The organism is Ammoniphilus sp. CFH 90114, assembly GCF_004123195.1.
GTDB lineage: Bacteria > Bacillota > Bacilli > Aneurinibacillales > RAOX-1 > YIM-78166.
The window spans coordinates 390,862-409,215 of sequence record NZ_SDLI01000003.1 but is presented as its reverse complement, the minus strand read 5'-3'; the positions used below and the strand labels follow the sequence as shown (position 1 = coordinate 409,215).

General features: G+C 43.9%; 19 protein-coding genes. All 19 read right to left on the bottom strand.

The window, feature by feature from the left end:
* Positions 1 to 467: 467 nt before the first annotated feature.
* The 19 genes from lysS to hpt all read right to left on the bottom strand — a co-directional run bounded on the left by lysS (position 468) and on the right by hpt (position 18,352).
* Entirely contained in the window at positions 468 to 1,985 is a 1,518-nt protein-coding gene (lysS, locus tag EIZ39_RS09680; RefSeq protein ID WP_129199742.1) for a lysine--tRNA ligase, read from the bottom strand.
* Positions 1,986 to 2,025: 40 nt separating this feature from the next.
* Positions 2,026 to 2,505 carry a transcription elongation factor GreA gene (gene greA, locus EIZ39_RS09675; protein ID WP_129199741.1) on the bottom strand — a complete coding sequence of 160 codons (480 nt, stop codon included), beginning with the start codon at positions 2,503 to 2,505 and terminating at the stop codon, positions 2,026 to 2,028.
* A gap of 198 nt (positions 2,506 to 2,703) precedes the next feature.
* Positions 2,704 to 3,711: a tRNA dihydrouridine synthase DusB gene (dusB, locus tag EIZ39_RS09670; RefSeq protein ID WP_129199740.1), complete on the bottom strand. Its 1,008-nt coding sequence runs from the start codon at positions 3,709 to 3,711 to the stop codon at positions 2,704 to 2,706.
* A gap of 1 nt (position 3,712) precedes the next feature.
* Positions 3,713 to 3,943, bottom strand: a complete 231-nt coding sequence (locus EIZ39_RS09665) for a helix-turn-helix domain-containing protein (RefSeq protein WP_129199739.1) — start codon at positions 3,941 to 3,943, stop codon at positions 3,713 to 3,715.
* Positions 3,895 to 4,428, bottom strand: coding sequence for a 2-amino-4-hydroxy-6-hydroxymethyldihydropteridine diphosphokinase (gene folK, locus EIZ39_RS09660; protein WP_129199738.1), 534 nt, complete (start codon positions 4,426 to 4,428; stop codon positions 3,895 to 3,897). Before folK ends, EIZ39_RS09665 begins: the two co-directional genes overlap by 49 nt.
* Positions 4,429 to 4,431: 3 nt before the next feature.
* Positions 4,432 to 4,791, bottom strand: a complete 360-nt coding sequence (gene folB, locus EIZ39_RS09655; protein WP_129199737.1) for a dihydroneopterin aldolase — start codon at positions 4,789 to 4,791, stop codon at positions 4,432 to 4,434.
* Positions 4,784 to 5,620, bottom strand: coding sequence for a dihydropteroate synthase (gene folP / locus EIZ39_RS09650; RefSeq protein WP_129199736.1), 837 nt, complete (start codon positions 5,618 to 5,620; stop codon positions 4,784 to 4,786). The genes folB and folP overlap by 8 nt, the downstream gene beginning before the upstream one ends.
* A complete protein-coding gene (locus EIZ39_RS09645) occupies positions 5,620 to 6,471 on the bottom strand; it encodes an aminotransferase class IV (protein ID WP_129199735.1) in 852 nt (283 codons plus the stop codon). The genes folP and EIZ39_RS09645 overlap by 1 nt, the downstream gene beginning before the upstream one ends.
* Positions 6,472 to 7,053: an aminodeoxychorismate/anthranilate synthase component II gene (pabA, locus tag EIZ39_RS09640; RefSeq protein ID WP_129199734.1), complete on the bottom strand. Its 582-nt coding sequence runs from the start codon at positions 7,051 to 7,053 to the stop codon at positions 6,472 to 6,474.
* Positions 7,054 to 7,069: 16 nt separating this feature from the next.
* The gene (gene pabB / locus EIZ39_RS09635; RefSeq protein WP_129199733.1) at positions 7,070 to 8,506 is read right to left on the bottom strand and encodes an aminodeoxychorismate synthase, component I; all 1,437 of its coding nucleotides are present in this window, start codon (positions 8,504 to 8,506) and stop codon (positions 7,070 to 7,072) included.
* A gap of 118 nt (positions 8,507 to 8,624) precedes the next feature.
* On the bottom strand, positions 8,625 to 9,557 hold the full coding sequence (cysK, locus tag EIZ39_RS09630) for a cysteine synthase A (RefSeq protein ID WP_129199732.1): 933 nt from the start codon (positions 9,555 to 9,557) through the stop codon (positions 8,625 to 8,627).
* A gap of 79 nt (positions 9,558 to 9,636) precedes the next feature.
* The gene (locus tag EIZ39_RS09625; protein WP_129199731.1) at positions 9,637 to 10,524 is read right to left on the bottom strand and encodes a peptidyl-prolyl cis-trans isomerase; all 888 of its coding nucleotides are present in this window, start codon (positions 10,522 to 10,524) and stop codon (positions 9,637 to 9,639) included.
* A 13-nt stretch (positions 10,525 to 10,537) separates the two neighbouring features.
* The gene (gene hslO / locus EIZ39_RS09620) at positions 10,538 to 11,419 is read right to left on the bottom strand and encodes an Hsp33 family molecular chaperone HslO (RefSeq protein ID WP_129199730.1); all 882 of its coding nucleotides are present in this window, start codon (positions 11,417 to 11,419) and stop codon (positions 10,538 to 10,540) included.
* A gap of 9 nt (positions 11,420 to 11,428) precedes the next feature.
* Positions 11,429 to 12,202 (bottom strand): type III pantothenate kinase, encoded by a 774-nt coding sequence (locus EIZ39_RS09615; protein WP_129199729.1) that lies wholly within the window; start codon positions 12,200 to 12,202, stop codon positions 11,429 to 11,431.
* Between the two features lie 16 nt (positions 12,203 to 12,218).
* Entirely contained in the window at positions 12,219 to 13,073 is an 855-nt protein-coding gene (gene nadC, locus EIZ39_RS09610; protein ID WP_129199728.1) for a carboxylating nicotinate-nucleotide diphosphorylase, read from the bottom strand.
* Positions 13,063 to 14,682: an L-aspartate oxidase gene (gene nadB, locus EIZ39_RS09605; RefSeq protein ID WP_129199727.1), complete on the bottom strand. Its 1,620-nt coding sequence runs from the start codon at positions 14,680 to 14,682 to the stop codon at positions 13,063 to 13,065. The genes nadC and nadB overlap by 11 nt, the downstream gene beginning before the upstream one ends.
* Positions 14,683 to 14,770: 88 nt before the next feature.
* The gene (gene nadA / locus EIZ39_RS09600; protein ID WP_129199726.1) at positions 14,771 to 15,727 is read right to left on the bottom strand and encodes a quinolinate synthase NadA; all 957 of its coding nucleotides are present in this window, start codon (positions 15,725 to 15,727) and stop codon (positions 14,771 to 14,773) included.
* A gap of 140 nt (positions 15,728 to 15,867) precedes the next feature.
* On the bottom strand, positions 15,868 to 17,742 hold the full coding sequence (gene ftsH / locus EIZ39_RS09595; RefSeq protein WP_129199725.1) for an ATP-dependent zinc metalloprotease FtsH: 1,875 nt from the start codon (positions 17,740 to 17,742) through the stop codon (positions 15,868 to 15,870).
* Positions 17,743 to 17,812: 70 nt separating this feature from the next.
* A complete protein-coding gene (gene hpt / locus EIZ39_RS09590; protein WP_129199724.1) occupies positions 17,813 to 18,352 on the bottom strand; it encodes a hypoxanthine phosphoribosyltransferase in 540 nt (179 codons plus the stop codon).
* Positions 18,353 to 18,354 lie beyond the last annotated feature (2 nt).

Sequence of the window (18,354 nt, the reverse complement as noted above, 5' to 3'; positions counted from 1 at the left end):
GTAACTATTGTTTGTGACTATGCTCTCTGTTTTCGTGAGTTTGCAGTGGTACGATAGGGATATAGCTACTCAGAGAAAGTGTTAATTGGAGTCATTTCAGCCTCGTGAGCTTTAGTCCAGGTTTCGTGAGTATTTTGCTACTCTTATTTGTAGTCCATTCAGCTTTGTGAGTTTGATGGCCATTTTCGTGACAAAAGCAGAGGAATACGTGAGTATTCCAAAAAATTCGTGAGTTTCGCTCCCACAAAGAGAGCTTCAAGTCTCCCTACTAAACGACTTCATCTACCGACCAGTAAAAAATACGCTCTTTTTTCAAAAAATAGTGCCCTTTCCAGCCAATTATTCATTTTATTAAGCCCTCTTACTCGTTCATTAATCCCAATAATCCATCAAACCCAGCAAAAAGAGGCTACAAATTAACGAAAATCAAAAAAACACGGACCCCATTCAGGAATCCGTGCTCCTTTTTACTCTGTATCTTCTTCTGCGTGTTCTGCCTGCTGCTGATGACGCATAAGCGGGAATAGTAGTACGTCGCGGATCGATGGAGAGTCGGTTAACAACATAACCAGACGGTCGATTCCGATTCCCAGTCCTCCTGTTGGAGGCATACCATACTCTAGAGACTCGATAAAGTCGTCGTCCATCATATGGGCTTCATCATTACCTGCTTCACGTTCCGTCAACTGAGCTTCAAAGCGTTCACGCTGATCGATTGGATCGTTCAACTCCGTGAAGGCATTAGCATGTTCACGTGCAACAATAAACAATTCGAAGCGATCGGTGAATCTTGGGTCCTCATCATTCTTCTTCGCGAGTGGGGAAACATCAACCGGGTGACCGTAGATAAAGGTCGGCTGGATTAGTGTTTCTTCTACCTTCTGCTCGAAGAATTCATTGACGATATGGCCAAACTTCATACCCGGCTTCACGTGTACACCATGCTGTTCAGCTAGAGCTCTTGCTTCATCATCTGTCATCTGTGGCCAGAAGTCAGCACCCGTCACTTCCTTAACCGCGTCCACGATATGAACTCTCTTCCAAGATGGAGTGAGATCGATAGCTTGTCCTTGGTAAGTAACCTTAGTTGTACCGAGTACCTCTTGCGCAATATGAGCTGTCATCTCTTCTGTCAGCTTCATGATATCTTCAAAGTCCGCATAAGCTTCGTAAAGCTCAATGGAAGTAAACTCCGGGTTATGACGAGTAGAGATTCCTTCGTTACGGAAGATACGTCCAATCTCATACACTTTCTCTAATCCGCCAACGATGAGTCGCTTCAGGTGAAGCTCTGTCGCGATTCTCATATATAGCTTCATATCCAACGCATTATGATGCGTGATGAATGGGCGTGCCGCAGCACCACCCGGGATCGAGTGCATGGTTGGAGTTTCAACCTCTAAGTACCCTCTAGAATCCAAGTATCTCCTCATCGATTGTAAGATCTTGCTTCGAGTGATGAAGGTATTCAAGGACTCGGGACTCATGATCAAATCCAAGTATCTCTTACGATATCTCGTCTCGATATCACGAAGACCATGGAACTTCTCCGGTAAAGGTCGAAGGGATTTCGTCAGAAGGGTAAACTCCTTCGCCTTCACCGTGGTTTCCCCTTTATTTGTCTTGAAGATATTTCCCTTAAGGCCAATAATATCTCCAATACTGCACATATCAAAAATCTTGTAGGATTCCTCTCCTACTTGATCTTCACGAACGTAGATTTGAATTCTTCCTGTGCGATCTTGGATGTGGGAGAAGCTTGCCTTTCCTTGTCCCCTTTTGGCCATGATTCTTCCAGCGATCGTTACTTCTACTTCTTTTTCATCTAGTTCCTCTTTGCTCAGGTCACCGTATTCCTTAAGAATGTCTTCCGCCGAATGAGTTCGAATAAATTTCTTCCCGAAAGGGTCAATCCCCATCTCGCGAAGCTGGTTCAATTTATCCCGGCGTACCTGCAGCAATTCATTTAATTCTTCTTGGGACACAGCAAATCAACTCCCTCGATCATCCCTTACTCTTAAGTGATTACTTTAACTTAATGTCTAATATCTCGTACTGAATTACACCCGCAGGTACTTGTACATCAACGACAGCACCCTTAGACTTCCCTAGAAGCGCTTGGCCAACAGGGGATTCATTCGAGATCTTGTTATTAGCTGGATCGGATTCTGCAGAACCAACGATCGTGTAGTCTACAACGTCACCGTATTCTAGATCCTTCAGCTTTACAGTAGTACCAACGTTCACTACCCCTTGATCTAGATCTTCCTGGCTGATCACTCGGGCATTACGAAGCATCTTCTCTAGGGTTATAATGCGTCCTTCAATAAACGCCTGTTCATTCTTTGATTCTTCATACTCAGAGTTCTCGCTTAGATCTCCATAGCTAATTGCTTCCTTAATTCTTTCGGCAACTTCACGGCGTTTTACCGATTTCAGATGCTCAAGCTCTTCCTCTAAGTTCTTTAAACCTTCCGGCGTCAGAAATACCTCTTTTTCAGACATGTTTTATTCCCCCCGATGCTATTTTTATTGAACCGAAATATGGTCAATTATATGCAAAAACGAACTAAATATGCTTATAGCCCTGAGTTAAGGCATCAAGCTTATTACGAAGTGAGAGGCTTATATCCCACTACAAGCCCATTTAGGGTTGTATATCATAGGTATTATATGGGAATTAGTATTCCTTGTCAAATATCTTTAGTGAACAACTTCCTCTTTTTCTTGTTCACATTCCACTTGTTCCACATAAGAAAGAAGTAGCTTACTCAATCCTTCCCTTGTTTCTTGCTCGTTAATCTTCTGGCGAACAAGGGCGGAATTTTTTAGGCCCTTAAGATACCAGGCGGCATGCTTTCTCATTTCTTGAATAGCTATCTTCTCGCCTTTAAGATCGATTAGGCGATCCGCGTGCAGCAAACAGATCTCAATCTTCTCCTTCGCACCTGGCTCAGGGAGCAATTCGCCTGTTTGAAGATAATGTACGGTACGATAAAGCATCCAAGGGTTTCCTAGAGCACCACGTCCGATCATCACACCATCGCATCCCGTTATGTCGAGCATGCGCTTGGCATCTTCGGGTGTGACCACGTCTCCATTCCCGATAACGGGAATCTTAACATTTTTCTTCACATCTCCAATAATGTCCCAATTCGCTTTCCCTTCATACATCTGAACACGAGTTCGGCCATGAACAGCAACCGCTTGTCCTCCTGCTCTCTCCACTGCTTGAGCATTTTGCACGGCATAAATGTGATCCTCATCCCAACCAATACGCATCTTCACGGTAACCGGTTTATCTACTGCTTCGACCACAGCTGAGACCATTTCCTCGATTTTATTCGGATCAAGCAACCACTTGGCCCCTGCTTCACAGCTGACCACCTTAGGCACAGGACAGCCCATGTTAATATCAATAATATCGGCATTCGTATGCTTATCTACATATTTTGCGGCGGCTACTAGGCTTTCTTTTTCACCCCCGAAGATTTGCAGGCTTAACGGCTTTTCTTGCTCATCTACGAAAAGCATCTTCATGGTTCTCTCATTCCCATGAATCACTGCTTTATCGCTTACCATTTCCGCGCAGACTAGTCCTGTACCGAACTCCTTGGCGATAAGCCGGAAGGCTGGGTTGCAGACTCCTGCCATCGGAGCGAGTACGACATTGTTTTTCATTTCAATGTTTCCGATTTTCAACTTATTCATTTTAAGATCCCTCTTTATGGTCTATTTTCGGAGCGGCCAGAAGTTCACTTAGCTCAATTCCTAAGAGTTCACCAATCCGCTTCATCATCATCTCGGAAGGCTCCTTCATGCCTCGCTCCACCGAGCCAAGAAGAGCTACAGAAACACCCATTTTTTCCGCAAACTCTTGTTGGGTATATCCCTTTAGTTTTCGAAAAGCTCGAATTCTGTTGCCCAATCGATGTTCTTCCATTTTCTCACACCACTCTTATCTGTAACCTTCTCTAATAGCTCCACCGGTGTTGTTTTTTCATTTGACAGTATAGGAATAGGAAAGTCTGGTGCAATCTCAGCTAATGGGATCATGACAAATGCCCGATCAGCCATTCTTGGATGAGGGACTTCTAATTCCTCTTCCTTCAACTTAGCGGTTCCAAAAACTAAAATATCCAAATCGATGGTTCGAGGGCCGTAACGTATATCCCGCTTTCTGCCTAATTGGCGTTCCAAATCCAAGATCATATGCAACAACTCATGGGGGGACAGACCTGTCTTCCCCCCTACGACCATATTTAAGAAGGCTGGCTGATCCGTATAACCAACAGGATCGGTTTCGTAGATACTCGAATACGACTCCAATATAACAGACGATTGTTTCTTAAGAGCCAATATGGCTTTTGATAAGTAATTTAGACGGTCCCCTAGATTTGAACCCAGGGATAAATAAAAAGGAACCATACTCTATCGTCCTCTTCTAATTTCAACAGCGACGGAATCATAATGACCCGCGATCGGAGGATCAGGTTTGGTCACTCGTACCATCAATTCATCTAATAGATGAAATTGCTGTAAAGATCTTTCAGCAATTTGTTGAGCTACCTTTTCCACTAATTGAAATGTTTCATTCTCTACAATGTTCTTACATAGCTCATATACTTGTGCATAATTGATGGTATGTTCTAAGTCATCGGTTTGTGCTGCTCTACTAAGATCAAGATAAAGCTCAATATCTACAATATACCGCTGTCCTAGCTTGTTTTCCTCCGGAAACACGCCATGGTATCCGTAGAACTCCATCCCGTTAAAATAAATTTTATCCATGGTTTGCTCCCTCCCAATACATCATTTTATCCATCATCTCACATGCTCTAACCGTTTCTTTTACATCGTGTACACGAATCACTTGGCAGCCTTTCTGAACGCCGTAGCAAACCGTGGCAAGAGTCCCTTCTAATCGCTCTTCAACCGGTAGGTCTAAAGCCAATCCGATAAAAGATTTTCTAGAAGTACCGAGCAGTACAGGATATCCCATAGCAACAAACTGTTCTAGCTTGGCCATGACCTCGAGATTATGTTCATATGTTTTGGCAAATCCGATGCCCGGATCAATCCATATCGCATCATCTTGTACTCCTGCCTGTTTACAAATGTCGATACTCTCCAAAAGGTCTGCTTTCATGTCATTGATCAAGTGATGATAATTTTTATTTTGTCTATTATGCATAAGAATTATTGGTACTTGATATTCTGCTGCAACGTTCGCCATACGAGGGTCAGCCTTAGCTCCCCAAATATCGTTGATGATGTCTGCCCCCGCAAGGATTGCTTGCTGAGCCACCTCAGCTTTATATGTATCGATAGAGATCGGAATTTCTTTAATCTCATTTCTTATCGCCTTAATAACAGGAATGACACGCTGTAATTCTTCTTCAAGACTAACACTTGCAGACCCTGGTCGTGTCGATTCCCCACCAATGTCCAGTATGTCTGCTCCATCTCCAACCAATTTCTTCGCATGAGTCACAGCTTGCTCTACCGTATTGTATCTTCCCCCATCGGAAAAAGAGTCCGGTGTGGTATTCACAATTCCCATTATTAGCGTTTTTTCCCCTAAGCGAGGAATCCGAGTGGGACTTTCGGTTATGTTCATCAGGTATCAGCTCCTAACTTATCGACCTCTTGCTCATATTTCTGCATAAAGAAGGATGTAAGTGGCCCCATGACGAGAGAAACAGGCTGATGATCCACTTCTTTAACTGGAATGATTTGTTGAATAGAGTTGGTAATAAAAATCTCATCCGCTTCAAGCAGGTCTTCTATGGTATAGAAGCCTTCTTCATATGGAATCTGATTCTCTTTAGCTAGACGAAAAATAAACTGACGTGTTACACCAGCTAACAAGCCCGTTTCAACATGAGGAGTGTACAAGCAATTATTTTTAACAAAGAAGATGTTACTGACTGTACCTTCGACAATAAAGCCCTGGTTATTGAAAAAGATTCCTTCAGCTGAGCCTTCCTTTCGTTGCACGAGCTCCTTCTTCGCTAACATGTTATTTGCAAAGGACATAGACTTCGCACGTCTTGTCCCTTCTGGAGTGGAACGTTTTATATTTAAGCTTACTAGACTTTTCGCAGCAGGCCAAGAGCCTAATGGTTTAGTCATGATTAACCAAGTAGGCGAATGATGCTCCTCTCCGTGAAGTCCCAATCCTTCTGGGCCACCACTTAGCGTGATCCTGATATAGGCATCCTGGAGTCCGTTAGCTTCCATCGTTTGGTATATATCATTCTGCAACTGTAGCAGGGTTTTATTCATATGTATTTGATAATCTTGCGCCGCTATCCTCAATCGCTCATAATGATCTTGAAAGAGAAAAATCCTTCCACTGTAGGAACGCAACGTCTCAAATAAACCATAGCCATAAAGAAAACCGTGATCAAAAACAGATATCACGGCTTCCTCTTCAGTTAGAACCTTTCCATTCAAAAACACTTTCATCTATTTCAAACCTACTTGTTTGATCTCTATAAAGTTTCTTAAAAGCTCCTTGCCATAATCCGTGATGATGGACTCAGGGTGAAACTGCACACCCTCTACTAAGAGGCTCTTGTGACGCAGACCCATAATCTCGCCTTCCTCTGTCCAAGCGGATATCTCTAGACATTCTGGGAGTGATTCTTTCTCTACAATGAGAGAATGATAACGAGTTGCCGTATACGGGGAAGGAATTCCCTCGAAGATCGTCTTGCCATCATGATAGACCGGCGACGATTTCCCATGCATCAATCGCTCAGACCGTATTACCTTTCCTCCGAAGGCTTGGGCAATGGATTGATGGCCTAGACAGACTCCTAGAATGGGAATCATGCCTGAAAACTTTTCAATCACTTGCAGACTAATCCCTGCTTCGTTCGGTGAACATGGACCAGGCGAAATCACAATATGATCCGGATTCAATGCCTCGATTTGTTCTAAGGTAATCTTATCATTGCGATGCACCTGTAATTCCTCACCTAGTTCACCTAAGAACTGCACCAAATTATAGGTAAACGAATCATAGTTATCAATCATCAGTATCATGACTTATCTCTCCTCTCTAAACTCTGCTCAACTTGTTCTGTTCTTGGCTTAATTGTACGGCTTTAAGAACGGCTTCTGCCTTCTTTAATGATTCATAATACTCCGCTTCAGGCTTAGAGTCAATAACTATTCCCGCTCCAGCCTGTACATGTCCCCATCCATTTTTGGCCACAAGGGTGCGAATCACGATATTCAACTCTAAGTCCCCATTAAAACCAATCCAACCGATGGAACCCGTGTACAATCCACGCTTTACTGGTTCTAATTCCTCAATAATCTCCATCGTGCGGATCTTCGGAGCCCCTGTAATGGTACCTCCCGGGAAACAGGCTCCTATCGCATCATAGGCTGTTTTTCCTTCAGCCAGTTCACCCTCTACATGGGATACGATATGCATCACATGAGAGTATTCTTCAATGACCATAAGATCCGTAACCTGAACCGTACCATACTTGCATACTCGTCCTAAATCATTACGCTCCAAGTCCACTAGCATAATGTGTTCAGCTCGCTCTTTCTCATTCTCAATCAATTCGTTGGCCAATCTCAAATCTTCTTCCCGGTCTTTCCCGCGAGGTCTTGTTCCCGCAATCGGCCTCGTGCTTAGCTTAGACCCTTGCAGTTTAATCAGAAGCTCAGGAGACGCCGAGACCACCTGATAATCAGGATAATGAAGATAAGCCATATAAGGGGAAGGATTAATCCTTCTTAAGGTCTTATATACCTCCCAAGGCGTAGTTGTTAAAGGAAAATCCTGTCTTACGGAAAGATTAACTTGGAATACGTCCCCAGACCGAATGTATTCTTGTACCTTTAGAACCGCTTGCTCAAACTGTTCCTTCGAGAAGGAAGGATCGACCTGAAGACTACTTTCTGTAAGTTCAACCTTGGCAGGCTTGTCCATTGGAGCCTTCAAAGTCAGGATCTTATCCATCATCATTTGCAAACGGTTATTCCCTTGCTCATCATCATCTTCTTGATCCACAATCACATTTGTTATGAGGTAACAGGCCTTCTCTTGATGATCGATAGCAATACAGTCTCGATAAACCGTAAACATGAGATTAGGGAGCAGCAGATCATCATGAGCATGATCGGGCATTTTCTCTAAGTGCTGTACGAGATCATAAGAGAGAAAGCCAAGCGCTCCTCCCTGCCAGTCTGGACCTTGCACTATACGCGGTGACTTCCATTGGGCCATTAACTTTTCTAGAGTAATTAGCGGATCCGTCCCAGCACGATGAGTTACCACTTCCGCAACAGGGGTGAATGCCACATAAGAGTACTTACCTGCCCGTCCGCTTTCTAATAATCCACCCGTCTCAGGGTCCGGGCAGAAAAGCTCATATATCTCCGCTAAATCTGGTGCGTGATCCCATTTGGCGATCAATGGAATCACATTAAAGCCTCGATTGATATAATCTTGATAATCCTCTTTCGAAATCCCGATCATATAGTCACTCCTATATCCAACTTATGCTAGGCTTATTTTAACATAATCCCTTCCCAATTATAAAATCCAAAAAGAAAAGCCACCCAACAGCTAGTTAGGCAGCTCATCAAAAAAACGACTACTCTTCAAATTGATATAAAGGCGTGCTCAAGTATCTTTCTCCGTTACTTGGAATAACGGCTACAACTTTCTTTCCTTTACCCAGCTTTTCTGCTACCTTCATAGCAGCGAAAATAGCCGCTCCAGAGGAAATCCCTCCAAGGATTCCTTCTTCTCTTGCAACTCGACGGGACGTTTCGAAGGCATCCTCATTCTCTACTGCGATGATTTGATCATAAATCTCCGTGTTCAAGATGCTTGGCACGAATCCAGCACCAATCCCTTGGATCTTATGGGGGCCAGGCTTTCCACCGGATAGAACAGGGGAAGCGGCTGGTTCAACCGCTACGATCTCAATGTTAGGATACTTTTCTTTTAACACTTGTCCTGCTCCCGTAATCGTACCACCTGTACCGATTCCAGAAACAAAGGCGTCGATTCCACCCAATTCTTCCGCTTGTGCCAATAGCTCTTTCCCCGTTGTTTCACGGTGAATCTTCGGATTGGCAGGGTTCTCGAACTGTTGAGGCATGAAATAGTTCGAATTCTCATTTGCTAATTCCGTTGCTTTACGGATCGCTCCACCCATACCCTCAGGTCCAGGAGTCAATACGAGCTCAGCACCATAAGCACGCAATAGGTTGCGGCGCTCTAAGCTCATTGTTTCTGGCATAACTAGAATAGCCTTATATCCCTTAGCTGCGGCAACCATCGCTAAACCGATTCCTGTATTTCCGCTAGTAGGCTCAATGATCGTCGTACCAGGCTTTAGCTTCCCATCCTGCTCAGCGGCTTCAATCATAGCTAGAGCAATACGGTCCTTTACACTGCTTCCAGGATTAAAGAATTCTAACTTCAAGTAGATATCTGCATGATCTGGATTACCGACACGATTCAACTTCACAAGAGGAGTATTTCCGATCAAGTCTACAATAGAATTGGCCACTTTCATCCGCTCTTCCTCCAATACCAAGTAATTTAGTAGGTTTTATAGAAATTATAATAGCGGTATTCTGTTTTGTCAATCTCTTTTAGTTTTTCTGGAAAATTTGTACATCCATGCCCTTCCTCAGCTTTTCCAACACATTCTCCAGTGATCCCGCTTGATTTAGAGCTAACTCACGTTTAATTTCATCCTTTACATCATCAAACGTGCGGGTGACAGCCTCTCTTTTCTTATGGAGCTTGATGACAACATACCCTTTCTCGATTGCAATAGGCTCACTTACTTGGTCTTCCTTCATGGATAATGCAGCATCCACGATTTCTTGGTCTACATCTCCCCCTAGTAAAGAAACCCAACCTAAGTCACCACCGCTCGCAGCCGAATAGATTTCCCCTGATCGTTCCTTGGCCAAAGTTTGGAAGTCTGCTCCCTTATGTAATTCAGCTATGACCTGTTCTGCTTCATTCTTGTCCCCTAAATAGATGGCTGAAATTCTACCCAAGGGAGGTTGATTATAATTCGCCCGATTTTCTTCATAATGACGGAATAATTCCTGATCACTAACTTCAATATCAAGTGTAGCAAGCTTCTCTAGTAATAGATAATGGCGAAGCTCTTCCTTTAATTCTTCAGGAGCCAAACCCATATCCTTGCGAATGGCTCCGAAGAAGCTTTCTGAACTAACGTAGCGATCTTGTAATTTTTTCAACTCCGAATCAATCTCTTGATCAGTAACTGTGACACCATTTTGTTCCGCTTGAAGGAGTACCACCCGTCGATCAATCATCTTCTCTAAGACCAGTTTACCGTAGATCCGCTTTAATTCATCTGTCCAATCACTTTCCGTTATGGACTCGTTCGCCACTTGGGCGATCTTCTTTGCTCCGATGAGGGAATTGTAGTTCCACCCTAAGACACCGAGCAGGAGAAGCAGACTGCCTATGATTCCCCACAGAACTCTAATATTCCTCATTCCGTCTACTCCTCTATTTTTTTGCCAGCTTCATGAGTCTCTCTAGTTCAGGTTGATCCACTTGATATACTTCATTACAGAAATGACAAGTCAATTCCGCTTTTCCTTGTTCTTCAATAATGCTCTTGATTTCTTCCGCTCCTAAGCTGATAAGGGCATTTTCCATCCTTTCCACGGAGCAATGGCAAGAGAACACAATGTCAAGATCTGCTAAAATTTCCACATCATCTTTACCTAGTACAGCATAAAGAATCTCTTCCGGAGTTAAACCTTCATCCACCATGGTAGATACAGGAGGGATCCCACTTAACTTCTTTTCTAACTCTGCAATATCTGCTTCACTTAATCCTGGCAGAAGCTGAATAATAAACCCTCCAGCTGCTTTAATTGAGTTATCCGGGTTGACTAAGACACCAACACTCACTGCCGAAGGCGTTTGCTCTGACTTGGCAAAGTAGTAAGTGAAGTCTTCTCCTAATTCCCCGGAAATAAGCTCTACACTTCCGTTATATGGCTCTTTTAAACCCAGATCCTTCGTAACGAGTAGCTGTCCATCTGTTCCTACCGCCTTAGCCACATCAAGCTTCCCCATCGCATTTAGAGGAAAATGGATATGTGGATTCGTGACATAGCCTCGGACTTCTCCTTTTCCATTAGCATCGACCACAATTTGCCCGATCGGGCCGCCACCCTTAATAATGACGGTTAACCTCTCATTTCCCTTTAGCATCGCACCCATCATCGCCGACGCGGAAATTGAACGACCTAGAGCAGCACTTGCTACTGGCCATGTATCTAATCTTCTTCTGCTTTCTTCCACAACTCCCGTAGATCTAATGGCAAAGGCTCTCACCTTTCCATTACGAGAAATGGCCCGAACTAAATAATCTTTCAAGAGGTTCTCCTACCTTTCTTTTCTGTTTCGTTCATAGATGAGCATAAGCCCATTTAGCGTGAGGAATGGATCCACAATATCAATGGAATCCGTTTCGTGCTTGAATAATTCAGCCATTCCACCTGTAGCCACAACCTTAGGGCTCACCCCGGATTCCCCCTTCATTCTGCGTACAATTTCATTGACTTGTCCTACAAAACCGTAATAAATGCCCGCTTGCATCGCGACGATCGTATTACGACCTAAAACACTGGTTGGGCGTGTAATCTCAATTCGAGGAAGCTTAGCCGCTCGGTTGAAAAGGGCCTCTGTGGATATTTTTATTCCCGGGGCAATGGACCCTCCTGCCCATTGTCCGTTCGGATCAATATAGCAGAAGGTAGTCGCCGTTCCAAAGTCGACCACGATTAACGGTGCACCATAATAATGAATGGCGGAGACTGCATTCACGATACGGTCGGCCCCTACTTCCCGGGGATTCTCTGCCTTAATATTCATTCCCGTTTTGACACCAGGTCCAATCACCATCGGCTTATGTTGAAAATATTTTAAACACATACTTTCAATTGTGTACATGAGGGGAGGAACAACGGAGGCCATAATGACACCCTCAATTTCCTCCACAGGAAGGTCCACATCTTTAAACAGGCTTTTGACTAAAATACCATACTCATCCACTGTCTTATTTCTCTCGGTTGACACCTTCCAATGATACTTTAATTCTGCTTTCTTAAAGACACCCAAGGCGATATTCGTGTTCCCCACGTCAATAACAAGAATCATAGACTTTCCTCCGGCTTTATCTTTTCCTTTGGTTCAAATCCAAGCTTATATCTAATGCTTTTACCGAATGGGTTAAGGCTCCGACAGAAATAACATCTACGCCAGTCTCAGCAATGCGGGCGATGGTGTCTAGTGATACTCCCCCAGAAGCCTCCACCACAGCCCTGCCGTTAATCAGGGCGACGGCTTTCTTCATTTCTTCAATTCCCATATTATCTAACATAATAATATCCGCCTTGGCTTCAAGCGCTTCTTCCACTTGGGCGAGAGATTCTACTTCCACTTCCACTTTCATCGTATGGGGAATGAATTCCCTAGACGCTGCTATAGCCTGTTTAATGCCTCCTGATGCTTTGATATGATTATCCTTAATCATCACGGCATCGAATAATCCGTAACGGTGATTATGACCTCCACCCATACGAACGGCGTATTTCTCTAGCATTCTTAAGCCGGGTGTTGTTTTTCTAGTATCCACGACCCGAACAGCTTGGCTTCCTTCCCTTGCACGAAGAACATACTGATTAGTCATGGAAGCAATTCCGGACATACGCTGCATGAGGTTTAACGCTAGACGCTCTCCTGTTAAAATGGAGGCCGCCTTTCCTTCTACCTCTGCTACAACCTCTCCCTTTTGGATCTCTTGTCCATCCTTCACTATGGATCGGAACTGTAAAGTTGGGTCAACCGAAGTAAAAACCAGCCTTGCTACTTCTAAGCCAGCGATTACTCCAGTCTCCTTCGCATAGATAATCCCTTTTGCGTATTCATCCTGTGCTACTGTCGCTTGAACGGAGATGTCTCCGAATCCAATATCCTCTTCCAGCCATTCTTGGATTTGCCGCTTCAGTTTTTGCTGATTAATCATCATAAGTACCTCTCTCCTCTAAGACGCCTTCCCCGATAGACTGAATAATATGCTTGCGCCATATAACATCATCCCGCTTAGGAAAGTCTTCGCGGTAATGCCCTCCTCGACTCTCTTCCCGCAGTAATGCGGCTTTAACTGTAAGCAAGCCACACGTAAGTAAGTTAAGAAATTCGTATTCTGAAGGATGTGTGGGTTGCAGCTGGAATTGCTTTACTTGCCTTTCCATTTCCTTCAAGGCCTTTCTAAGCCTTTTCTCATCCCGCTTCAACCCCACTTGCCGCACCATCATCTTCTGAAGCTTCAGCTTCTTCTCTAGAATATGTTCATCAGGCGTTGTCTCTCTCATAATCGAAAAAGAAAGCCCTGACACATCAAGTTCTATGGGCTGTAGTTCCTTCACACGTTGAGCAATCCTCTTCCCGAATACAATGGCTTCAGATAAGGAATTACTTGCTAGTCTATTCGCTCCATGCACCCCCGTACACGACACTTCTCCACAAGCGAACAATCGAGGAACCGTTGTCTCTCCCCACAAGCCCGTCTTTACTCCGCCCATCATATAGTGTGCAGCAGGAGCTACTGGAATCCAATCCGTTACCATGTTCAAACCATAAGTAAGACAGACTTGGTAAATCTTAGGGAAGCGGTGCTTGATCAGTTCTTCGGACTCGTGAGTAATATCAAGATAGACGAAGGTGGATTCCGTCTTCTCGATCTCCGACACAATCGCTCTCGCTACAACATCTCTTGGAGCCAACTCAAGCTGCGGGTGATATCTTTCCATAAACCGCTCGCCATTCACATTACGAAGAACCGCACCCTCTCCACGAACAGCTTCGGATATCAAAAAGCGGGGTGCACCGGGATAACACAGAGACGTCGGATGAAATTGAATAAATTCAACATCCTTAATCTGTGCTCCTGCACGGTAAGCCATGGCTATACCGTCTCCGGTCGCAACGGGAGGATTGGTAGTATAGCGGTATAGTTGCCCTGCTCCGCCTGTAGCCAGTATGGTTGCGTTGGATTGGATAAGGAATTGCTCCCCATGAGAATCCTCTACTATAACCCCCACACACTGATCCTTTTCGGTAACAAGGTCGATAGCAAAGTGGTGTTCTAAAATATGTATTCGCTCATTTTCTCTTGCCCTCTCAGATAAGGCTCTCACGATCTCAGCCCCGGTCGAATCCCCTCTCGCATGGAGAATCCTTCTGCGACTATGTGCCCCTTCCTGGGTTAAAGCTAACTTGTCGCCTTCTTTATCAAACTGAGTACCATAACGAATAAGCTCGTACACGCCTTCTGGACCCTCATTAACTAATACATCTACAGCCTCATGGGAACATAAACCCGCACCGGCAATAAGGGTATCCTGACGGTGTAGTGCCGTTGAATCCTTTTTCGTGATTACGGCAGCTATGCCACCTTGGGCATAATTGGTATTACTCTCTGATAATCCTTCCTTACAAATGAGCGTAACCTCTTGATATTTGGCAATCTGAAGAGCCGTGTACAACCCAGCGATCCCTGAGCCGATAATACAGACATCGGTCCGCTTCGTATTCATGTCTCTTATATTAAAATCGATTAAATAACGTGGGACCATGAGAGTTTGTCCTTTCCATGAAAAAAAGTATAAAACGGTGATTTTATCACTATTTTATACTTCTTACCTAAAAGTAACCAGATTTATTCTAGACTTTATAAGTCTCTGCCTCAAATTGAAGCATACGCTCCAACGATTCGCGTGCAGCATCGGCAACATGCGGTGGAACATAAATTTGCGGTTGCATGGTTTCTAAGCAATTTGCCAGCTTCTTCAGGTTATTCACCTTCATATTTGGACAGACGAGATACTTAGAAGCGAAATAGAATTTTTTATTCGGACTGTCTTGGGATAATCGGTAAAGGACTCCATCTTCCGTACCTACAATAAACTCGTCATGCTTAGATTCTCTACAGTATTTGAGGATTCCGGTAGTACTTCCCACAAAGTCAGCTAACGCAACGACTTCTGGACGGCACTCAGGATGCACGACAAATTGAGCATTAGGATGTTCCTTGCGTAGGCGATACACATCCTCCACCGTCAATTGGTCATGCGTGTTACAGTAGCCTTCCCAAATAATCATTTTCTTGTCCGTAAACTGAGAAACATAATGACCTAAATTCTTATCAGGAACCCAAATAATCTCTTCGGCATCTATATTCTCAATGACATTCTTGGCATTCGATGAAGTACAACAGACGTAAGTTTCAGCTTTTACATCAGCAGAAGTATTAATATAAGCAACGACCTTAGCATTCGGATGTTCTGCTTTTAATTTACGCAAGCCATCCACGTTCACCATATCAGCCATTGGACAGCCTGCTCGTTCATCAGGAATAAGAACAGTCTTATTCGGAGCAAGAATTTTCGCACTTTCACCCATAAAGTGGACCCCACAGAACACGATCACATCCGCATCTGTCGTTTTTGCTTTTTGGGCTAAGCCAAAGGAATCACCTAAGAAATCGGCAATTTCTTGGATTTCTGGCCTCTGATAATAGTGAGCCAGAATAATGGCATTACGTTCCTTTTTTAAGCGAATGATTTTCTCCTTTAATTCTTCATTTCGCTCTGCTTTTTTAGCAAGCGCTAATGCTTCCATGTGGGTAGACCCTCCTAACATGTAGCCTAATTTTTATGTTTGAATTGTAGACCTAGGTCTCCGATTTGTCAATGGATCAAACACTTCATAGCAGAGAAGAAAAGCACCCATATGTCAAGGGTGCTTTCCATTTCATCTTATTATTCCTCTTTTTTCGGTTGAATTTGCACCTTCACGTCACTTTCAGCAGTAACTTTAGGCTCAATTTTCCCCTTTTCGATCAATTGCTTAATTTGGTCCGCATCTAATGTTTCAATTTCAAGCAACGTCTGAGCAATCAATTCCAGCTGATCTCTGTATTTTACGAGTAGATCTGTCGTTCTCTTATATTGATCACGTACGATGCGTTGAACTTCTTCATCAATAGTTTGCGCAGTCGATTCACTGTAATCCCGCTCATGACCGAAATCACGTCCAAGGAATACTTGACCTTGAGAGCGACCAAACTGCATAGGACCAAGACGGTCACTCATCCCAAACTCCGTAACCATGCGACGAGCAATTCCCGTTACTCGTTCGAAGTCGTTATGAGCTCCTGTACTTACTTCATTCAATACAATTTCCTCTGCGACACGTCCACCAAGCAATCCAGAGATCTTATCCAAGAGCTCAGAACGGCTAGCAAAATAACGATCTTCCTTAGGAAGCATAACGGTGTAACCACCTGCGCTTCCCCGTGGAATAATAGTTACCTTGTGAACCACATCGGCGTGTTCCATATGATACCCAACAATAACGTGCCCAGCTTCATGATAAGCCACAAGTCTTTTCTCATAATCACTGATGACACGTGTCTTCTTAGCAGGTCCAGCGATCACCCTATCAATCGCCTCATCCACTTCAAGCATCTCAATCTTCTTCTTATTCTTACGAGCGGACAATAAAGCAGCTTCATTCAGCAAGTTCTCTAAGTCTGCTCCCGTAAATCCTGGTGTTCTTCTTGCAATGACGTCTAGGTCAACCTCATCAGATAAAGGCTTGTTACGCGCATGTACACGTAATACCGCCATACGCCCCTTAACATCTGGACGATCCACTGTAATCTGACGGTCAAAGCGTCCTGGACGAAGCAAAGCAGGATCTAGAATATCTGGGCGGTTCGTCGCGGCAACAATGATAATTCCTTCATTGGCACCGAATCCATCCATCTCAACAAGCAACTGGTTCAATGTTTGCTCTCTCTCGTCGTGTCCACCGCCAAGACCAGCTCCACGCTGGCGACCAACTGCATCAATCTCATCGATGAAAATGATACATGGGGCGTTCTTCTTCGCATTCTCAAACAAGTCACGAACACGGGAAGCACCGACACCGACAAACATCTCAACGAAATCTGAACCTGAAATACTAAAGAAAGGAACTCCAGCTTCTCCCGCTACCGCTCTTGCAAGTAACGTTTTCCCTGTTCCTGGAGGACCTACAAGAAGTACCCCTTTAGGAATTCTGGCACCCAGCTGGCTAAACTTACGTGGATCCTTCAGGAAGTGTACAACTTCCTCTAATTCGGCTTTTTCTTCATCAGCCCCGGCCACATCATTAAATGTAACCTTTTTCTTATCATCGTTATAAAGCTTCGCTTTACTTTTCCCAAAGTTCATCACTCGGCTGCCGCCACCTTGAGCTTGATTAAGTAGGAAAAAGAATAGGATAAAGATGATAACAAATGGGATAATGGACGTAAGGAAAGTTAACCATACCGAGTCACCCTTCTGCTCAGCATAGGTCTCCTTATCCAGATTCGCAGCTTCAATCTTCTCTAGTAGAGACGTATTATTGTATAGAGGACCATTCGTAAAGAATGTTTCCCCACTTTTCAGCCTTCCTTCGATATAGTATGTACCACTATCCGGGCGAATTAGAATCTCGGCTACTTGGCCATTATCCAGGTTCTGCCTGAACTGATTGTACGGCATCTTCGATGTTTCAGTTCCTTGGTTGGCGATAAAGTTTACAATTCCTACGGTAACTAGGAAGATAAGCAGATAAAACCCCGTATTTCGAAAAAAACGATTCATCTCTGACCTCCTCTCACGACAAGACACTCACATTATTTTACCATAACTAACTCTTTGTCCACAACTTAGGCTAACTACTATATACTTCAGGCTTGAGGATCCCTATGTAAGGAAGATTGCGGTAACGCTCCGCATAATCCAAGCCATAGCCCACAACAAATTCATCTGGTACTTCAAAACCGCAATAATCAGGTTTAATATCTACCTTCCTGCGGTGCGGCTTATCTAATAAAGTAATAATCTTTACGCTTCCAGCCTTGCGACGGTGAAGCAGATCATGCAGGTAATTGAGTGTAAGACCGCTATCGATGATATCCTCGACAATAAGGACATGTCGACCTTCTACACTTGCGTCTAAGTCCTTAATAATTCGAACTTCCCCTGATGAAACTGTCGATGCACCATAACTAGACACGGCCATAAAGTCCATCTCCATATGGATGGTAATACGTTTGATCAAATCGGACATGAAAGGAGCAGCTCCCTTCAAAACACAGATGATCAATGGATTTCTATCCTTATATTCTTCGCTAATGATCTGTCCTAACTCAGCTATCTTAGCTTGAATAACTTCTTCACTTAATAATATTTCTTGGATCTCGTTCTGCATAG

Bases quoted from the DNA above. Each gene is read 5' to 3' on its own strand.
- folK (WP_129199738.1), bottom strand. From the start codon at position 4,428: ATGGTTCCTTTTTATTTATCCCTGGGTTCAAATCTAGGGGACCGTCTA.
- EIZ39_RS09615 (WP_129199729.1), bottom strand. From the start codon at position 12,202: ATGATTCTTGTTATTGACGTGGGGAACACGAATATCGCCTTGGGTGTC.
- dusB (WP_129199740.1), bottom strand. From the start codon at position 3,711: ATGAATAAGTTGAAAATCGGAAACATTGAAATGAAAAACAATGTCGTA.
- greA (WP_129199741.1), bottom strand. From the start codon at position 2,505: ATGTCTGAAAAAGAGGTATTTCTGACGCCGGAAGGTTTAAAGAACTTA.
- pabB (WP_129199733.1), bottom strand. From the start codon at position 8,506: ATGATCGGGATTTCGAAAGAGGATTATCAAGATTATATCAATCGAGGC.
- EIZ39_RS09665 (WP_129199739.1), bottom strand. From the start codon at position 3,943: ATGGAAGAACATCGATTGGGCAACAGAATTCGAGCTTTTCGAAAACTA.
- pabA (WP_129199734.1), bottom strand. From the start codon at position 7,053: ATGATACTGATGATTGATAACTATGATTCGTTTACCTATAATTTGGTG.
- nadC (WP_129199728.1), bottom strand. From the start codon at position 13,073: ATGATGATTAATCAGCAAAAACTGAAGCGGCAAATCCAAGAATGGCTG.
- ftsH (WP_129199725.1), bottom strand. From the start codon at position 17,742: ATGAATCGTTTTTTTCGAAATACGGGGTTTTATCTGCTTATCTTCCTA.
- cysK (WP_129199732.1), bottom strand. From the start codon at position 9,557: ATGAAAGTGGCCAATTCTATTGTAGACTTGATCGGAAATACTCCTCTT.
- EIZ39_RS09645 (WP_129199735.1), bottom strand. From the start codon at position 6,471: ATGAAAGTGTTTTTGAATGGAAAGGTTCTAACTGAAGAGGAAGCCGTG.
- nadB (WP_129199727.1), bottom strand. From the start codon at position 14,682: ATGGTCCCACGTTATTTAATCGATTTTAATATAAGAGACATGAATACG.
- EIZ39_RS09625 (WP_129199731.1), bottom strand. From the start codon at position 10,524: ATGAGGAATATTAGAGTTCTGTGGGGAATCATAGGCAGTCTGCTTCTC.
- nadA (WP_129199726.1), bottom strand. From the start codon at position 15,727: ATGGAAGCATTAGCGCTTGCTAAAAAAGCAGAGCGAAATGAAGAATTA.
- hpt (WP_129199724.1), bottom strand. From the start codon at position 18,352: ATGCAGAACGAGATCCAAGAAATATTATTAAGTGAAGAAGTTATTCAA.
- folP (WP_129199736.1), bottom strand. From the start codon at position 5,620: ATGAACATAACCGAAAGTCCCACTCGGATTCCTCGCTTAGGGGAAAAA.
- folB (WP_129199737.1), bottom strand. From the start codon at position 4,791: ATGGATAAAATTTATTTTAACGGGATGGAGTTCTACGGATACCATGGC.